This window comes from Streptomyces sp. NPDC057702, from assembly GCF_042799315.1.
GTDB lineage: Bacteria > Actinomycetota > Actinomycetes > Streptomycetales > Streptomycetaceae > Streptomyces.
In genome coordinates this window covers 122,602-140,097 of sequence record NZ_JBHVJC010000026.1, presented here as the reverse complement: position 1 = coordinate 140,097, position 17,496 = coordinate 122,602, and the positions used below count along the sequence as shown (strand labels likewise).

Here is a 17,496-nt window from a genome sequence, read left to right as displayed (position 1 = left end):
CGCCAACCGCCGAACACCGGGCGACTTAAACTCCCCGCGCGGGGGCGCGGGCCGGGGGCGGGGGGGCCCGCGGACCCGGGCCGGTGGCGTTCAGCTCCCGCCCGCCCACGACGCCGCACCGGCTGCGCCGAGACCGGCACCCCGTCACTGTCAGTGGGCGCGGTTACGGTGGCCCGGTGACCAGATACGTGGCGCTGTTGCGCGGCATCAACGTGGGGCAGCACCGTCGGATTCCCATGGCCACCCTGCGGGAGCTGCTCGCCGGTCTGGGGTGCGGTGCGGTGCGGACCCACCTCCAGAGCGGCAACGCGGTGTTCGTGCCACCGGACTCCGACCCGACCCCCGACGCGGTGGGCGAGGCCCTGGAGCGTGCCATCGCCCAGCGGCTGTCCCTCGATGTGCGCGTGCTCGTCAGGGAGGGAGGCGACCTGTGTCGCGTGGCCGCGCGAAACCCGTTCCGTGAGGTGGACTTCGACCCCTCCAGGCTGCTGGTCACCTTCCTGTCGGGCCCGGTGGACCCCGCGCCGCTGACGGAGTTGGACCCGGCGGAGTACGCCCCCGACCAGTTCCGCGTCGGGGAGCGGGAGATCTACGTCCACTGCCCGGAGGGGGTGCGCCACTCCAGGCTCACCCAGGCGCTGTGGGAGAAGCGGCTCGGTCTCGTCGGCACCGCGCGCAACTGGAACACGGTCAGCGCGCTCGCGGCGATGGTGGACCCGGACGGCCGGCGATGAGCGACGACGGGCGGGCCACAGGCCGGACGGACGGAGCGCGTCGGCTGGCCCACGACGACCCGTTGCTGCGCTACCGGGGCACGATCTCCCTGGAGCGCACCGCGCGGTGGACGGCGCCCTGGCGGCTGCCGCACGAGCGGGCCGCGCTGTACCTGCCGGAGGGCGGGACAGGGCGGGCCGCGATGCCCTCGGGCGTGCGGATCACGCTGCGGACCGACAGCTCCTGGCTGCGCTGTCGCTACCAGGCCGATCCGGCGCCCCGACTGGCCGGTCCGCCGGAGCGCGCCCACCTGGACGTCCTGCGCGACGGGCGGCGCGTGGCCTCGGTGGCGCTGGAGACGCACGGTGAGGACGCGGAGTTCGAGGTGTCGGGGCTGGCGGACGGATCCGCTCCGGCCGACGACGCGGGCCCACCGGTCGTGGAGCTGTGGCTGCCGTACTACCACCGGTTCCGGCTGCGCGACCTCGCGGTGGCCACGGGCGCGGTGGTGGCCGCTGACCCGCCCGGGGACCGGCCGCGCTGGGTGCACTACGGCAGTTCCGTGTCGCAGGGCCGGGGTGCCCGGTCCCCCAGTCGGACCTGGCCGGCGCTGGTGGCCCGGCGCGCGGGCTGGGACCTGACCTCGCTGGCGCTCGGCGCGGGCTGCTATCTCCAGCCGATGACCGCGCGGCTGATGCGGGACCAGCCCGCCGAGCTGCTCAGCGTCTGTGTGGGCATCAACGTGCACACCCTGGGCACGCACAGTGGGGACGCGCTGACGGCGGCGGTGATCGGCTTCGTCCAGACCGTGCGCGAGGGGCACCCCGACACGCCGTTCGCGGTGATGTCCACCATCCTGGCGCCCGATCGCGAGGAGATGGCCGGGCCCTCGGGCCTGAGCGTGCGGGAGACCCGCGACCGGGTGCGGTACGCGGTGCGGCTGCTGCGTGAACACGGCGACCGGCAGGTGCGCTACGTGCACGGCCCCGAGGTGTTCGGGCCCAGCTGTGTGCCGCTGTTCCTCGAACCGGAGGGCTCGGACCGGCTCCACCCCTCCCCGGCCGGCCACCCGGTCTTCGCCGGCCGGTTCCTGACCCTGCTGCGCCGCGCTTCGTGCGTGCCGACGGCGCGAGCGCGGACCCCTTCCACCGTCCCGGCCACCCGGGCCGGCGGCGCCCCGCGACAAGAGGAGCTGAGATGAGCGAGGACGTGCGAACGGCCGGCGCCCTGTGGCGGTTGGTCGAACCCCTGCACGCTGTGAGCTACTTCGCGCCCGACGCGTACACGGTGTTCGGCGCGGCGGGTCTGCGCGGTTTCTGGCCGGGCTACTTCGCCGGTCGGGCGGCGCCGCTCGGCGCGGTGGGGCCCGAGCCGGTGGTGGCCGCCTTCGCCAACTTCTCGCCGGTGATGGTGGGCCGCGCCCTGCCCTCGGTGTGGCGGGTCCTTCCGCCACGGCGGGCGCTGGAGTTGCGGCTGGAGGGGGCGGTCACGGCGCTGCGACGGCTGCTGGCCGGCCAGGAGGAGGCGGCACGGCGAGCGGCGGACGAGCTCACCGCGCGGGCCGACGGACTCGACTGTGCCGGGCGGGTGCTGGCCGCCGCGAACAGCGCGTTGCCGTGGCCGACGGACCCGCTGGCCCGGCTGTGGCACGCGGCGACGCTGCTGCGCGAGCACCGGGGCGACGGGCACGTGGCGGCGCTGGTGGCGGCGGGTCTCGACGGTTGCGAGGCGCTCGTGCTGCGTGCGGGGGCCGACCTGCCGCGTACCGAGCTCCAGCCGTTTCGGGGCTGGAGTGACCAGGAGTGGGACGCGGCGGTCGACCGGCTCGCCGGGCGGGGTCTGCTGAGCGGGGCCGGCGCGGCGACCGAGCGGGGGTTGCGGGTGCTCCGCGACGTCGAGTTGGCCACCGACCGGGCGGCCCGCCGCCCCTGGCAGGATCTCGACGGCGCCGCGCGCGAGCGTCTGACGGCGCTGCTCCTACCGCTGGCCGAAGCCTGTGCCACGGCCCTGCGCTTCCCCAACCCGATCGGCCTCCCCGCCCCCGACCAGGCGTAGACCGCCTCCACCGGGTCGCGCCCCTTCGAGCCGGCCCCCCGGTCAGGGCCCGCGTGCCTCGGCCGGCGGGCCACTGGTCGGTGCGCGCACTCCGGCTGGACCGGTCGCCGGGCGAGACCCGCGCGGTGGGTGGCGGGGCCGGTGCGCGCGGCGCCTCGGGAGGGGGGCCGGTGTGCGGCCGACCGGGGTGTGGCCGGGACGCGCGTCAAAGAGCAGCGCGCGACGGTGGATTCGACATCTGCCGCGACCGTCGCGAAGGCGTCTCCGGGATCGAGCATCACCCCGAACGCGGCTGTGCCGTGCGCACCCGGGGGCGGGGCGGTCAGTGCCCGAGACCGGACGGGCCCGGCGCCACCCTGCTCACCCGGGTCATGCTCCCAGGTCCTCCGCCACGGGCAGGCACTCGGCGAGCAGGTCGACGACGTCGCGCCAGGCTCGCCGCGCGTGCCGTGGGTGGTAGCCGACGCCGGGGACCGTGGGATGGTCGACCGGCGGGTGGTGGAAGGCGTGCAGGGCGCCGCCGTAGATCGTGAGGCGCCAGTCGACGCCCGCCTCCCGCATCTCCGCCGTGAACGCGTCCCGTTGCGCGGGCGTCATGATCGGGTCTTCCGATCCAACCCCGGCCCACACGGGGCAGCGGATGTTCGCCGCCTCGCCCGGTCGGCCCGTGGTGGTCGCGTTGACAGTCCCGATCGCGCGCAGGTTGACGCCATCACGCCCGAGTTCCAGCGCGATGATGCCCCCGGTGCCGTAGCCGACGGCGGCTATCCGGTCGGGGTCGGTGCGCGGTTCGGCACGCAACACGTCGAGCGCCGCGTGGCCGATGCCCCGCATCCGGTCGGGATCAGCGAGCAGGGGCATGCAGCGGGCCAGCATCTCCTCGGGGTCACCCAGGTAGCGTCCGCCGTGGAGGTCGAAGGCCAGCGCCACGTATCCCAACTCGGCGAGCGCGTCGGCCCGGCCGCGCTCGACGTCGCTGAGCCCCGTGCCCTCCGGCCCGAGCAACACGGCGGGCCGGGGGCCGTCACCGGCCGGGAGCGCGAGGTGCCCTCTCATCGTCAAACCGTCGGCCGCGTACTCGACCGTATGCGTGGTGATCGTCGTCATGAGACGGACTGTAGTGATCGTCGAGCCCGGACGGGCCGGGGTTCACCGCTGGCGGAACAGCGCGGATGTCCCCCCTGGAACGCGACGACGGCGCACGTGCACCGTCACCACGCCCGTTCCCATGGCAGCGCTGGCGGATCCTACGAAGCCCACCGTCATCCCCCGGGACGGGCTCCAACGCCGGGAAGCACCCCGGGCCCCGGCCGACGCTCACCATCACCCCCCCCACGACGCCCACCCGCCTGGAGGCGGCCGACGGGCGCTCGGGGCCGCACGACCGCTCCCGTTGGCCCCTGGGGCGGATCGCGGGCGCGGGCCAACCGGCGCGCGGGTGCGCCACAGTGAGCCGCGCGGTGGTCACGCCGCCACGGGGTGGCGCGCGTGCGTCGCCCCGCACTCCAGCGAAGGGACGGTCCCCGTGTCGATCACCAGGCCCCGTGTGGCGCTCGCCGCCCTGGCCGCCGCCGCGACCCTCGCGCTGGGCGTGTCCCTCGCCTCCTCCCCGTGGGGCGAGGGGCGCCCGGCGCCCGACGGCGGCACTGTCGTGCGGCGCGGCGCGGCGTACGTGGAGACCCGGCTGTTCTTCGGTACGGCGCGGTCCAACGGTGGCGAGCCCGTCACCGAACGGCGCTTCCTCGACTTCGTGGACCGGCGGGTCACCCCGCGCTTCCCCGACGGGCTCACCCTGCGCGACGGGCGCGGGCAGTGGCGTGATCGACACGGCACGATCGTGCGGGAGCGCTCGTACGAACTGGTCCTGCTCTACCCCGGGGCGCGGGCCCGGGAGCGCGACACCCAGATCGAGGACATCCGCGGCGCGTACGAGCGGGAGTTCGGGCAGGAGTCGGTGGCGCGGGCCGACGAGCCGGCGTGGGTGGACTTCTAGCCCGGCGCCCGAGCCGCACCGGTGGTTTCGCTCGGCCGGCCGGTCCGAGGGCGCTGTTCAGGTCCGGTGGCGGGGACGGGCCGGCGTAGGGCCAGGTCGGCGGCGTGGGCCGGTCCGAACGCGCGCATCAGCTCGATGTGTCGGGCGGGTCGGTCCCGGTCGGCGGTGGCCGCGCTCGCGGCGAGTCACGCGTGCGCGCCCAGCGGCAGCGCGGGCGGCGCGTGGCGTAGCCGCGCCGGTCCAGTCCCGTGGGCGCGAGGGTCGAGCGTACGAACGCGCTGGGCCAACCGGTGCCGGCGGCTCTCGTCAGCCTGGGTGAGCCCGCCCGTAGCGGTAGGCCGCCCGCCCCTGGGCGGCGTCGGGCGCGGCGGGCGTGACCTCGGTCCGTTCCGGGGTCGAGGCGTGGACGGGCGAGCACGGCCAGGTTGTGCACCACGATCGAGCGGCCCGTCTCGCCGGGCGGCGCCTGCGCCAGATCCCCCAACGGACCGCCGTCACCTCGCTCGGCGCCTCGGCCAGGCGGTGACCAGCAACCACGGGAACGCGTCACTCAGCCGCGTCAGCGGACCGTCCAGGCGGTGCGGCGCCTCGCGCACGCGTGGGGTCGGGCGCCAGGCGCGGCGCGTGCGGGGTGGGGGCCGGCCGCTTCCCGCTGCCCAACGACCGGGCGGCGCGTAGGCGGTCGAGGCGCCGCCGCGCCTGGCGCGGCGGCGCGGTGACGGGGAGGCCGGCGATCCGGAAGACATGGTCGCGGTGGAGCGCGGTACCCGTCGCCCCGTTCGCCACCCGGCCATGTCGGCGGTCCGTACAGGCCCGTCGTCGCCCTCTGGTGCGGGCCGCTCCGCCGGCCCGCAGGACAGGCCCCTGCCACCGCCGGGCCGGGAGGGGCCCGGCCCGAACCGGTCCGCCAGGGGTGCGGCACGGGGAGCTGACAGCGCTGCCATGCCGCGAGGAAGGCACGCTCCCGTGTGTCGGGAAAGCGGCCCGCGCGAGGGCCTGGCTCAGCTCGCGCGGTCCAGCACGGTCGTACGGAACTCCTCCTCGAACGCCGCGTAGGCATCCCGCAGCGCCTCGCCCGGCCAGCGGGCGGGCAGCAGCGGGTCGGGCAGGACGGGGTCGGTCAGCAGATGGCGCAGGATGGCGGCGGCCACCGCGAAGCGGTCGGCCAGCCGGTCGGTTTCGGCCAGTGTGGACAGCAGCCAGCGGGCCTGGCGGGCCCAGCCGTCCAGGTCCCACAGGCGGGCGGCGAGCGCGACCGGGTCGGCTTCGGGGGCGCCGGTGAGCCAGGCGCACTGCTCGGCCGCGACGGGCGGGCGCGGGCGGTCCAGGTTGGCGGGGCGCAGCCAGCTGCCCTCGCGCAGTTCGGCCAGTCGCAGCGTGCCCATCGCCTGGCGCAGCGCGGCGCGCTCGGGTGCGGGTCGACGCTCGCCGGTGACCAGGGCGATCTCCCAGTCGCCGGTCCACGGGCGCAGGCGTGGTGCGCGGCTGTCGTCCTGGCGGGCCTGGCGGGCCAGCAGGCGCTCCGTGAGTCGGTAGGTCCGCTCGCGCGGCTCCAGGTCGCCCGCGGCCACCATGCGCGTGAGCGCCACCCTGATGGTGCCCTCGGCGGTGCCGAAGACCTGCCCGGCGCGGACCAGGGCGCGTGCGGGGAGTTCGGCCGGGTGGTGGCCGAGGAGCGTGCTCAGCACGATCGAGCGCGCGGTCAGCGGGCGCAGGATGGGTTCGGCGGCGCCATCGCCTCGACGTCGCTCGGTGGCCGCGCGCCCCGTCTGGTTCATGTCCCTCACCCGTCTCGTGTGGGCCGGCCGTCGTGGCCGGCTGGCCTCCGCGCTCGCGCGCCCCGAACATTCGACCAGAAACTGTCGCCCTCACTCCGTGCATTACAGTTCTGCGCCACGCATCATGGAAGCGTAAGGGAATCGTTCGCGCCGTCCCGGAGGTCACCGTGAGTCCCACCCATGACGTGCTCAACCAGCCCCCGCCGCTGACGGACTTCAGCACGGCAGACGAGGTCGCGCTCCTGGAGGTGGTGCGCCGGGAGGGCGGCGGGTGGGCCGAACCCGAGCTGCGGGAGCTGGGCGCGCGGGCCGGTTCGGCCGAGGTCCAGGAGTGGGCGCGACAGGCCGAGGCGTACGCGCCGGTGCTGCACACCCACGACCGGTACGGGCACCGGGTGGACGAGGTGGAGTTCCACCCGGCCTGGCACCACCTGATGACCGAGGCCGTCGCCTCGGGTCAGCACGCGGCGGCGTGGAACGACACCCGGCCGAGCGCCCATCTGGTGCGGGCCGCGAAGTTCTACCTGTGGTCCCAGGCCGAGCCGGGCCACGGCTGCCCGATCTCCATGACGTACGCCGCGATCCCCGCGCTGCGCGCCGCGCCCGAACTGTCCGCCGCCTACGAGCCGTTGCTCGCCTCCTCGACGTACGACTTCGGCCTGCGTCCGCCGCTGGCCAAGCGGGGTCTGATCGCGGGCATGTCGATGACCGAGAAGCAGGGTGGCTCCGACGTCCGTACGGGCACGACCACCGCGACGCCGGCGGGCGACGGCACCTACGTGATCACCGGTCACAAGTGGTTCACCTCCGCGCCCATGAGCGATGTCTTCCTCACGCTCGCGCGCGCGCCCGAGGGGCTGACCTGTTTCCTGCTGCCGCGCGTGCTGCCCGACGGCAGCCGCAACCCGCTGCGTCTGCAACGCCTCAAGGACAAGCTGGGCAACCGCTCCAACGCGTCGGCCGAGATCGAGTACGAACAGGCCGTCGGCTGGCCGGTGGGCGAGCCGGGGCGCGGGGTGCGCACCATCGTGGAGATGGTCAACGTCACCCGGCTCGACTGCGTCATCGCCTCGGCCGCCGGCATGCGCTCGGGGCTGCGGCAGGCCGTGCACCACACGGCACACCGGCGGGCCTTCGGCGCCGAGCTGATCGACCAGCCGCTGATGCGGCACGTGCTCGCCGACCTGGCCATCGAGTCGGAGGCGGCCACGGTGCTCGCCATGCGGCTGGCCGCCGCGCTGGACCGGGCACAGGCGGGGGACGCGCGGGAGGCGGCGCTGCGCCGGGTCGGGCTCGCGGCCGGCAAGTACTGGGTGTGCAAGCGCGGCAGCACGCACGCGGCGGAGGCCCTGGAGTGCCTGGGCGGCAACGGGTACGTCGAGGAGTCGGGCATGCCCCGGCTGTACCGCGAGGCCCCGCTGCTGTCGATCTGGGAGGGCTCGGGCAACGTGGCCGCCCTGGATCTGCTGCGGGCGCTGGAGAGGACACCGGGCGCGGTGGAGGCGTTCCTCGCCGAGGTGGACGCGGCGGCGGGCGCCGACGCCCGACTGGACGCGGCGGCGGCGCGGGCTCGACGCCTGCTCGGCCAGCTCACCGACCCGGTAGGGGCCCAGGTGCTGGCCCGGCGGCTGGCCGAGCAGCTGACCCTGGTGCTCCAGGGCGCGCTGCTGGTGCGGTACGGCCATCCGGCGGTGGCGGACGCGTTCTGCGCCTCGCGGCTCGACGGGGACTGGGGCGGCGCGTTCGGCACGCTGCCGCTGGGTACGGACACCGGGGCCATCATCGAGCGCGCGCTGCCCAAGGAGGCGCGCTGAGCCCTGCGAAGCGGGCTCATGGAGCGGGTTCGCCGAGGCGCTCGCCGGGGGGGTCGGCGCCGGGCCCGGTCGCCCGCGACGGCGCCGCCTCCCGGTCCGGCGCACCATCGGGCCGGCCGCCGGGCGCCTCCGCCGGCGTGGGGCCCGCTTGCGGCGATCCACCCGGGCCGGCCCGGCTCGCCAGGGCGCGCACCTACCGAACTCGCTTCCCCGGCAGGGGAGTTCGTCGTCACGTCCATGGGTGGCGCGATCGGGTCCGGGCCTCGATCGGTCCGATGCGCCGGCGGTCAACCCATCGCCACGCCGCGAGGTGCCCACATGTCCGGCCCGCGCCTCTGAAGAAACGCTCTCACCTGCCCGTCTACCGCGACGAGTGCGGCAAGGTCGATAAACCTCACTCACACCGTTTTCAGCCCATCGGGGGAATCTGGTAACACCCCGGCGTGCCGTGTGAGTGACTCGCGCAGCATGACCGCGTGAATCGAAGGCACTGGGCAATCCGGCTGGGAGTGTGCTGCGCGGTCCTCGTCCTCGCCTCGACCGAGGCGGCGGCCGCACGGGCCGTGACGGGCGGGGACGCGGTCGAGCGCACCGGCGCCGGCGCGCTGGCGCCGGGGGCCGCGACGGGCGTGGCCGTCGACCCGCTGGCCGGCCACGCCACGGAGGGGTGGCCACACCTCCCGGCGCTCCGCCTCGCGCCGACGCCACCTCGCGCCGTGCCCCGTTCACCCACGGCGCTCACGGCCGCGCCGTGGACGCGAGAGGCCCCCGCGCCAGGCGTACCGCGTACGGAGCCGGCGCCCACGGCCTCACCGGCACTGGCGCCGACCCCACCGGCACGGACATCGGCCCGGACGGTGGAGTCGGCACCCGTGCGGAATCGTCCCGCCTCCGCCGACCGCACCACACCACCCGCACAACCGGCGCCACGCTCCCGGCCCGACGTCGCGACCCCCGCTCCCGCGCCACACCGGGCCGTATCGCGTACGACGGGACCTGCCGCCTCCCACCACGCCGCGCGAACCCCGCCGCCGCCCACCCGCTCCGCACCGTCAGCGGCACCCGCCGCACCCCCCAGGGCGCGGGTCGCTCCGGGGCCCACCCTGACGCCGGGGGCGACGCCCGCCCGTGCGCGCCATCGGGTCCCCGAGCCCCGGGGCACGCGCACGCCGCGTCCGGGCGAGCGCTTCGGCATCGATCTGGACCTGGACCTCGGGATCGGCGACGCCCACGTGTCGGTGCGCCTGCGCCACGGCAGCCTGTGCGTCGTCGTCTCCGCGGGTGGCATCACCCTCGTCATCCGGCACGGCTCCTGCGGCCACCCCTGCCCGCCCCACCCCACTCCCACCCCGACCCCCACACCCACACCAACTGCCACACCCACTCCAACCCCGACACCTACTCCAACCCCGACGCCGACTCCCACTCCAACCCCCACGCCCACCCCGACCCCGACTCCCACTCCGACTCCAACCCCCACGCCCACCCCGACACCCTCGGCCCCCTCGCCCTCCGAGCCCGGGCCCACGCCGTCCGAGCCGAGCCCGCCGCCCGGCTCGCCCACGCCGCCCACGGTCACCCCGCCGGTCGCCGGCCAGCCGCCGGCGCCGCCCGCGACGTCCGCACCCACGCCCGGCCGGGCCCTCCCACCCCGGCCCGCTCCTCCGCGCCTGCGGCCCACGCCCGGGGCGCCCCCCACGCGCCGGCCAGGGCCGACCCCGACGCCCCGGCCCGAGCTCGGCACCGTCGAGGCGCGCGCCTACCACCCCTCGGCGCGCCACCGGCCGCCGGGCGGACTGTCCACGGTCACCCTCACCCTGCTGCTGACCGCGCCCGCCGTGCTCGCCGCCGCGGCGCTGCGTTCGCGCTCGTCCGGTCGCGGCCGGGGCGGGCGGGGACGAGGCCGCTAGGCGACGCCGGGGGCGCCCCGCTCCGCCGCACGCCGTCCACCACGGACGACCCGGGCCGCCACCGGCCGCCCAGCCGTCCCCCCGTACCACCCTCGATGTCCCCCGCGGTGCTGACCACCGCGCGTCGATGTATGGAGAAGTCCCATGTCCGAATGGCTGGTCCTGGTCCTCGCGATGGCCGCCGCCTGTGCGGTCGTGCTGGTGATCGTCTTCCTCAACCAGCGCCGCCTCGGCGACGATGACGACCCCTCGCAGACGCCGGACGTCATCGAGTACATGACGATGATGATCGGCGTGGTCTACGCGATCGTGCTCGGCCTCGCGATCGCCGGCGTCTGGGAGGGCAAGGGCGCCGCCGCGGACACCGTGCGCACGGAGGCCCAGGCGCTGCACGAGGTCAGTGAGCGGGTGCACGTGTACCCCGCGGCGGAGCGGGATCGGATCAGGGCCGACGTGACCGCGTACGTCCGCTACGTGGTGGACGAGGAGTTCCCAAACATGATCGACACGGGCAAGCTGACCGAGCGGGGTGACGAGCTGATGCGCACGTTGCGCCACCACGTGGCGGAGGCCACCCCGCGCGACGAGCGGATGGCCCAGACCTACCAGCCGCTGTCCGACCAGGTGGCTATGGCCGACGACGCGCGCGGCGCCCGGGGGCAGAGCGCGGGTGACACGATTCCGGGCGTGGTGTGGTTCGGCCTCGTCGGCGGGGCGATGGTCACCGTCGGCCTGGTGTTCACGCTACAGATCCGCCGCTCGGCGCGGGAGCTGGTGCTCGCGGGCCTGTTCAGCGCGCTGATCGCGTTCCTGCTGTTCCTGATCTGGGACTTCGACGCGCCGTTCGGCCGCTCGGCCGACGACGCCGTGGGCCCCTTCACCGATCTCTTCTCCCTCTGACCCCTCACTTCCGCGACTGGCCGCCGGGCTCCGTGACACCGTCACGTGAGCCACCGCGTTCCCGCCCCGGGCGCCCGCCACCCCCGCGCCACGCCGCCCGGCCCGGCCCCCCGCGACGCCCTCTCCACCCGGCCACGCCACCCGCCGCCGAGCCCGGCCCGCGCCGTCATCCGACGGCGCGGGCCTTCGCGTTCACGCCCCCTGGAAGCCCGTCGCGCCGTGTGCTCCGCCCTCGTACGGCTACGGAAAGGACACCCTGCCGTCGCCGTGCGGTGACACGGGCGGCGGCCGTCACGAGAGGTTTCGCGACCGCGCCCGTACGATGAGCTGTGGTGCTCGCATCAAGGGCCGGGAAGTGGCAGACGCCCCCTTGAGTGCGTGCGTCGCGTGGCTTTAGGTGGTGTGGGGGCGACGAGCCCTCATACCGAGTCGGACCCCTGGGTCCGGCGGACGGGAGGCTATGCCATGCCCGAACAACTACGACCGTCGAGGGCGCAGACGGTCACCGAGGACGAGGTGGAAGCACTCGTTCACGGCATCTGTTTCAAGACCGGACCGCCCAGCCGGCTGGGCGTTGAGCTCGAATGGGTGTTGCACGACCTGCACGACCCCGCACTACCCCTCCACGCGTCCCGGCTGACCACCGTGGCCGAGGGCCTTCGCACCATCCCGCTGAGATCCGCCCTGACCTTCGAACCGGGCGGCCAGCTCGAACTCAGCTCCCGCCCCGCCTCCTCGCTCACCTCCTGCATCCAGGAGATGGCGGAGGACCTGAGCGCGGTCAGAGCCTTCCTCGCCCCGCTGGGGCTCGGCCTCGCGGGCCACGGCCACGATCCGTGGCGTCCGCCCCACCGGCTGCTGGACCTGCCCCGCTACCACGCGATGGAGAGCTACCTCGACCGCTGGGGCCCGGCGGGCCGCACCATGATGTGCCGCTCGGCCTCCGTCCAGGTCTGCGTGGACGCCGGGCACGAGGAACCGGGCCCGCTCGGCTACGGGCGGCGGTGGCAGCTCGCGCACCTGCTCGGCGCGGTGCTCGTGGCCGCCTTCGCCAACTCGCCCCTCGACCAGGGGCGTCCCACCGGCTGGCGGTCCACCCGGCAGGCCGCGTGGGCGGCCATGGACCCCGGGCGCACCCAGGCCCCTGACGCGGGCACCGACCCGCGCACCGCCTGGACGGCGTACGTGTTACGGGCGCCGGTGATGTGCATCCGGGACACCGACGGCGGAACGGACCCGTGGGAGGTGCCGGCCGACGAGTTGCCGCTACGCGACTGGGTACGGGACGGGCGGCCCCGGCCGGCCAGCCTGGACGACGTCGCCTACCACATATCGACGCTCTTCCCGCCGGTTCGCCCGCGCGGGCACCTGGAGCTGCGCATGATCGACGCGCAACCCGGCCTGGACGGCTGGATGGTGCCGCTGGCCGTGACGGCCGCGCTGTTCGACGACCCGGCCGCGGCCGAGGCCGCCTACCGCGCGGTCAAGCCACTCGGTGACACGGCGGGAGCGGCTCCCGCGCCGCGCAACCCGCTGTGGGAGCGCGCCGCCCAACAGGCCCTGACCGACCCGGAGTTGCGGGCCGCCGCCGGAGCCTGTTTCGCCGCGGCCGAGGAGGCGCTGCCCCGGCTGGGCGCCTCGCCCGAGGTCCGCGCCGCCGTGGCCGACTTCCGTGAACGCTATGTCGCCCGGGGTCGATGTCCCGCCGACGACCTGCTCGACTCCCTCTCCGGGAAGGAAGGCCGCTGATGACCCGCAGGGAACAGGGGTCCGGGACGTTCGCCACGTCCGAGCCCGCGTACGACCCGGAGCTGCTCAGAAAGCGCGCGCTGAACGCGCTGACGACCGCGCGCGAGCGCACGGCGTCGCTGACCGACTGTGTGGCGGACGAGGAGCTGACCGCTCAGCACTCGCCGCTGATGTCGCCGCTGGTGTGGGATCTGGCCCACATCGGCAACCAGGAAGAACAGTGGCTGTTGCGCACCGTGGCCGGACGTGAGGCCCTGCGGCCGGAGATCGACTCGGTGTACGACGCGTTCGAGCACCCGCGCGCCACACGCCCCACGCTGCCGCTGCTGTCGCCGACCGAGGCGCGCGGGTACGCCGCCGACGTCCGGGGTCGGGTGCTGGACCTGTTGGAGCGGGCGCCGCTGCGGGGCGAGCCGCTGGTGGACGCGGCGTTCGCCTTCGGGATGATCGCCCAGCACGAGCAGCAGCACGACGAGACGATGCTGATCACCCACCAGCTGCGCCGTGGCCCCGTCGCGCTGACGGCCCCCGAGCCGCCGCGCGCACCGGTCGACGCGGCCACCCTGCCCGCCGATGTGCTGGTGCCGGGTGGGGAGTTCACGATGGGCACCTCCGCCGAGCCGTGGGCGCTGGACAACGAGCGCCCCGCGCACCGCAGGGAGCTGGCCGCCTTCCGTATCGACACGGTGCCGGTGAGCAACGGCGCCTATCTGCGCTTCATGGAGGACGGCGGCTACGACCGCGAACGCTGGTGGCACCCGCGCGGCTGGGCGCTGGTGCGCGAGCACGCGCTCGGCGCGCCGCTGTTCTGGCACCGGGAGGGGTCCACGTGGCTGCGGCGCCGGTTCGGCGTCACGGAGCCGGTGCCGCTGGAGGAACCGGTGGTGCACGTGAGCTGGTACGAGGCCGACGCGTACGCCCGCTGGGCCGGGCGGCGGCTGCCCACCGAGGCCGAGTGGGAGAAGGCCGCCCGCTTCGATCCGGTCTCCGGCCGCTCGCGGCGCTACCCGTGGGGGGACGAGGACCCCACCGGGGAGCACGCCAACCTCGGCCAGCGGCACCTGTCCCCCGCGCCGGTCGGCGGCTACCCGCTGGGCGCCTCGGCGCTGGGCGTACGACAGCTGGTGGGCGACGTGTGGGAGTGGACGTCCAGCGACTTCCTGCCCTACCCGGGCTTCGTCGCCTTCCCCTACCGGGAGTACTCGGAGGTCTTCTTCGGCGACGAGCACAAGGTGCTGCGCGGCGGTTCCTTCGCCGTGGACGCGGTGGCCTGCCGGGGCACGTTCCGCAACTGGGACCTGCCGGTGCGACGGCAGATCTTCGCCGGCTTCCGCACCGCCCGCGACGCGCGGCCGGAGGAGCGGTGACCGCGCCCCGCGCCCGCGCGGGCGCCCGGGGGGTGGGTCGCTGATGTGTCGTCATCTGGCCTACCTCGGGGACGAGGTGTCGATCGCGACGCTGCTGACCCGGCCCGCGCACGGGCTGCTACGGCAGTCGTGGCAGCCGCGCCGCCAGCGGCACGGGACGGTCAACGCGGACGGTTTCGGCGTCGGCTGGTACGCGGCCGGGGACCCGGTGCCGGCGCGCTATCGCAGGTCCGGGCCCATTTGGGCGGACCTGCCGTTCGCGGACCTGGCCCGGGTGGTGCGCAGCACGGCGTTGCTGGGCGCCGTGCGGGACGCCACCGAGCCCGGCGCCGACGGGGAGGCGGCTGCCGCGCCCTTCGGCGGCGGACCCTGGCTCTTCAGCCACAACGGGTCCGTGCGCGGGTGGCCGGGAACGGCTGCCAGCCTGGTGGCCACGCTGCCGCCGGAGGCGGTGCTGGGCCTGGAGGCGCGCAACGACGCGGCGTTCGTGTGGGCGCTGGCGCTGCACCGGCTGCGCGCGGGCGCCCCACCGGGTCGGGCGCTGGCCGAGACGGTCGTGGCGGTGGACGAGGCGGCACCTGGGTCCCGGCTGAACCTGCTCCTGACCGACGGCGTCACCATCGCCGCCACCACCTGGGGCGATTCGCTGTGGTACCGCACCGAGCCGGGGCCCGAAGCGCGCGGTGGCCCCGGCCTCGCGGCCGAGGCCGGCTCCCCGACGGGTGCCGGGTCGGACGCGGGAGCGTCGGAGCCGGGCCCGTCGGTGCCCCCGGGCGGGATCGTCGTCGCCTCGGAGCCCTACGACGACGATCCGCACTGGATCGAGGTGCCCGACCGCACCCTGGTGACGGCCACCCGGTCCGGCGTCCGCCTCAGCGCGATCACGCGCGGCGGCGCCGACCGCCCGCCCCCGGGCGGCGGCGCGGACACCGCCGCGCCGGGGACGGTGTCCAGGGCTGACCCGGGCGCGGCGCACCCGTCGCCGACCGCTCCCCCACCGTCGGGGCGCGCCCCGGGGCCCGGCGTCGACCGCCCGCACCCGCTGACGCCCGCCCCGATGTCCGGGCTCGGCTCCGCCGTGGCGCACGCCGCCCGGCCCTCGCACACGTTCCCGCACAAGGAGTCCTCCCCGTGAGCCCGTTCGCCCTCACCCGCACCCTGCCCGAGGACGCGACGTCCGCCGCGCTGCGCGCCGACGTGTTCGCCGGGCTGACCGCTCAGTCCAAGTCGCTGCCGCCGAAGTGGTTCTACGACGCGCGCGGCAGCGAGCTGTTCGAAGAGATCACCCAACTGCCCGAGTACTACCCCACCCGCGCCGAGCGGGAGATCCTGGCCGCGCACGCGCCCGAGATCGCCACGGCCACCGGCGCCCGCACGCTGGTGGAGCTGGGTTCGGGCTCCTCGGAGAAGACCCGGCTGCTGCTGGACGCGTTGCCCGACCTCGCGGCGTACGTGCCCGTGGACGTGAGTGGCAGCGCCCTGGAGCTGGCCGGGCACGCGCTGCTGGCCGAGCGGCCGGGGCTCACCGTGCACGCCCTGGTCGCCGACTTCCAGCAGACCCTGGCCCTGCCGCGGACGCCGGGGCCCCGGCTGCTGGTCTTCCTCGGCGGCACCATCGGCAACCTGTTGCCCGCCGAGCGGGCCCGCTTCCTGGCCTCGGTGCGCGAACTGCTGGCGCCGGGTGACGCCCTGTTGCTCGGCACCGACCTGGTCAAGGAGGAGGAGACGCTGGTCGCGGCGTACGACGACGCGGCGGGGGTGACGGCGGAGTTCAACAAGAACGTGCTGTCGGTGCTCAACCGCGAGCTGGGGGCCGACTTCCATCCGGCCGACTTCACCCACGTCGCCCACTGGGACCGGGACCGGGAGTGGATCGAGATGCGGTTGCGGGCCATCTCGGCGGTGACCGTGAAGGTGCCCGCGCTCGACCTGGTCGTCTCCTTCGCGGCGGGTGAGGAGCTGCGGACCGAGGTGTCGGCGAAGTTCCGGCGCGCGGGCGTCAGCGCCGAACTGGCGGCGGCGGGGCTGGACCTGCGCCACTGGTGGACCGATACCGGCGACCGGTTCGCGCTGTCCCTGGCCACGCCCGCGCCGGCGGCGGCGTAAGGGGCCAGGCGCACTGACACCAGCGTGACTGACGCCCGTCGGGCGTGATCACGGCAAGGACCTCCGTGGGGTGAGCCTGTCTCGGACAGCGCCGCACGGAGGTCTCCGTGTCCCACCGGCGCGCACGACGGACCGTCCTGGTGGGCTGCCGCCCGTCGCGTGACCCTCCGGTTGCCCCGGGGGAAGCCGCCCTGAGGCGCTGAGGGGCACGGGCGGGTGGCCTCGTGACGGTAGGGGGCGGTACTGGGCGGCGCGTGGGCCTTCCACGCAAGAGGGAGGAGGCCGCGTCCGCGCGAGCGCGGCAACGCGACCGCTATCGCGTCGAGGACCGCACCGTCTTCCCCACGTGGCACGGCCGGCCTCGCGGGGCGGCGCTCGCGACGTGTTCTTCCCGGTCCGCGTCGTGTGCGCGCGTGCACCGCGCACCGTGAGCCGTGCTCCCGGTGGGGACCGCGTGTCGGGTGAGGGGCGAGATGGAAGCTGTTGGGCGCACAAGTGGTGACAGGCGATTGTCAGGGAACGGGGCGTCATCCACCATGGGTGTCGGTCCCGGAGCCGTGCCGGTAGGGCAGGCCGCGGTGCCGACGCTTCACGTCGCTCCGGCCTCGGGCACGGCCCTCGGCGCGGATCGGTGCGCGAGAACCTCGGCACGGGTCTGACCCGGCCCGACGACAGCAGGGAGTACGCGGGTGAGCGAGTCCTTGGTGATCTTCCCCGATGTCGAACGGCTCGTCGTCGAGCACCTCACGAACCGCCCCGAGCTGGCCGGGGTCCTCGTGGACAACCGCACCCCGCCCGGCTTCGACGGCACCCAGAAGGCGGTGTTCGTCTCCCGGGCGGGCGGTGCCTGGGTGGAAGACCTCCATCTGGACCAGCCGCTGATCGACCTGGAGGTGTACGGCCCGGACAAGCCCGCGGCCCACACTCTCGCGACAGCCACCCGCACCGCGCTGCTCACCGTGCGCGGCACGACGTACGGGGGCGCGTACGTCGCCGAGGCCGTCGAGGTCGACGGTCCCCGCTGGCTGCCCGACTACCGCCACGCCGCGGCCAGCCGCTACCTGTCCACCGCCCGGCTCTCCATCCGTCCGGCCTAGCCACCCGAGTCCG

General features: G+C 75.4%; 13 protein-coding genes. 11 read left to right on the top strand and 2 right to left on the bottom strand.

Annotated elements, in window-relative coordinates; all coding sequences use genetic code 11:
• Nucleotides 1–176 precede the first annotated feature (176 nt).
• From ACFVFR_RS21115 to ACFVFR_RS21105, 3 genes are read left to right on the top strand one after another with little or no spacing between them, the layout of a single operon-like run.
• Entirely contained in the window at nt 177–734 is a 558-nt protein-coding gene (locus ACFVFR_RS21115; protein WP_383703895.1) for a DUF1697 domain-containing protein, read from the top strand.
• Nucleotides 731–1,915 (top strand): GDSL-type esterase/lipase family protein, encoded by a 1,185-nt coding sequence (locus tag ACFVFR_RS21110; RefSeq protein WP_383703893.1) that lies wholly within the window; start codon nt 731–733, stop codon nt 1,913–1,915. Before ACFVFR_RS21115 ends, ACFVFR_RS21110 begins: the two co-directional genes overlap by 4 nt.
• Nucleotides 1,912–2,769, top strand: a complete 858-nt coding sequence (locus ACFVFR_RS21105) for a hypothetical protein (RefSeq protein WP_383703890.1) — start codon at nt 1,912–1,914, stop codon at nt 2,767–2,769. The genes ACFVFR_RS21110 and ACFVFR_RS21105 overlap by 4 nt, the downstream gene beginning before the upstream one ends.
• Nucleotides 2,770–3,138: 369 nt before the next feature.
• Here the strand turns inward: ACFVFR_RS21105 and ACFVFR_RS21100 are convergent, their stop codons facing one another.
• Nucleotides 3,139–3,876, bottom strand: a complete 738-nt coding sequence (locus ACFVFR_RS21100) for a dienelactone hydrolase family protein (protein ID WP_383703888.1) — start codon at nt 3,874–3,876, stop codon at nt 3,139–3,141.
• A 418-nt stretch (nt 3,877–4,294) separates the two neighbouring features.
• Here ACFVFR_RS21100 and ACFVFR_RS21095 point away from each other — a divergent pair, with 418 nt between their 5' ends.
• Nucleotides 4,295–4,762: a DUF3574 domain-containing protein gene (locus ACFVFR_RS21095; protein ID WP_383703885.1), complete on the top strand. Its 468-nt coding sequence runs from the start codon at nt 4,295–4,297 to the stop codon at nt 4,760–4,762.
• A 1,001-nt stretch (nt 4,763–5,763) separates the two neighbouring features.
• Here ACFVFR_RS21095 and ACFVFR_RS21090 read toward each other — a convergent pair.
• On the bottom strand, nt 5,764–6,540 hold the full coding sequence (locus tag ACFVFR_RS21090; RefSeq protein ID WP_383703883.1) for a PaaX family transcriptional regulator C-terminal domain-containing protein: 777 nt from the start codon (nt 6,538–6,540) through the stop codon (nt 5,764–5,766).
• 167 nt (nt 6,541–6,707) lie between these two features.
• On the opposite strand from ACFVFR_RS21090, the gene ACFVFR_RS21085 reads away from it, so the two are divergent.
• The 7 genes from ACFVFR_RS21085 to ACFVFR_RS21055 all read left to right on the top strand — a co-directional run bounded on the left by ACFVFR_RS21085 (nt 6,708) and on the right by ACFVFR_RS21055 (nt 17,483).
• Nucleotides 6,708–8,354 (top strand): acyl-CoA dehydrogenase family protein, encoded by a 1,647-nt coding sequence (locus ACFVFR_RS21085; RefSeq protein WP_383703881.1) that lies wholly within the window; start codon nt 6,708–6,710, stop codon nt 8,352–8,354.
• A 2,054-nt stretch (nt 8,355–10,408) separates the two neighbouring features.
• Nucleotides 10,409–11,164 carry a hypothetical protein gene (locus ACFVFR_RS21080; protein WP_383703879.1) on the top strand — a complete coding sequence of 252 codons (756 nt, stop codon included), beginning with the start codon at nt 10,409–10,411 and terminating at the stop codon, nt 11,162–11,164.
• A 465-nt stretch (nt 11,165–11,629) separates the two neighbouring features.
• Nucleotides 11,630–12,913 carry an ergothioneine biosynthesis glutamate--cysteine ligase EgtA gene (gene egtA, locus ACFVFR_RS21075; protein ID WP_383703877.1) on the top strand — a complete coding sequence of 428 codons (1,284 nt, stop codon included), beginning with the start codon at nt 11,630–11,632 and terminating at the stop codon, nt 12,911–12,913.
• Nucleotides 12,913–14,280 carry an ergothioneine biosynthesis protein EgtB gene (gene egtB / locus ACFVFR_RS21070; RefSeq protein ID WP_383703875.1) on the top strand — a complete coding sequence of 456 codons (1,368 nt, stop codon included), beginning with the start codon at nt 12,913–12,915 and terminating at the stop codon, nt 14,278–14,280. The genes egtA and egtB overlap by 1 nt, the downstream gene beginning before the upstream one ends.
• 43 nt (nt 14,281–14,323) lie before the next feature.
• Nucleotides 14,324–15,415: an ergothioneine biosynthesis protein EgtC gene (gene egtC / locus ACFVFR_RS21065; RefSeq protein WP_383703873.1), complete on the top strand. Its 1,092-nt coding sequence runs from the start codon at nt 14,324–14,326 to the stop codon at nt 15,413–15,415.
• On the top strand, nt 15,412–16,386 hold the full coding sequence (gene egtD, locus ACFVFR_RS21060) for an L-histidine N(alpha)-methyltransferase (RefSeq protein WP_383703871.1): 975 nt from the start codon (nt 15,412–15,414) through the stop codon (nt 16,384–16,386). The genes egtC and egtD overlap by 4 nt, the downstream gene beginning before the upstream one ends.
• A gap of 689 nt (nt 16,387–17,075) precedes the next feature.
• Entirely contained in the window at nt 17,076–17,483 is a 408-nt protein-coding gene (locus ACFVFR_RS21055; RefSeq protein WP_383703869.1) for a hypothetical protein, read from the top strand.
• The last annotated feature ends 13 nt before the right edge of the window (nt 17,484–17,496 follow it).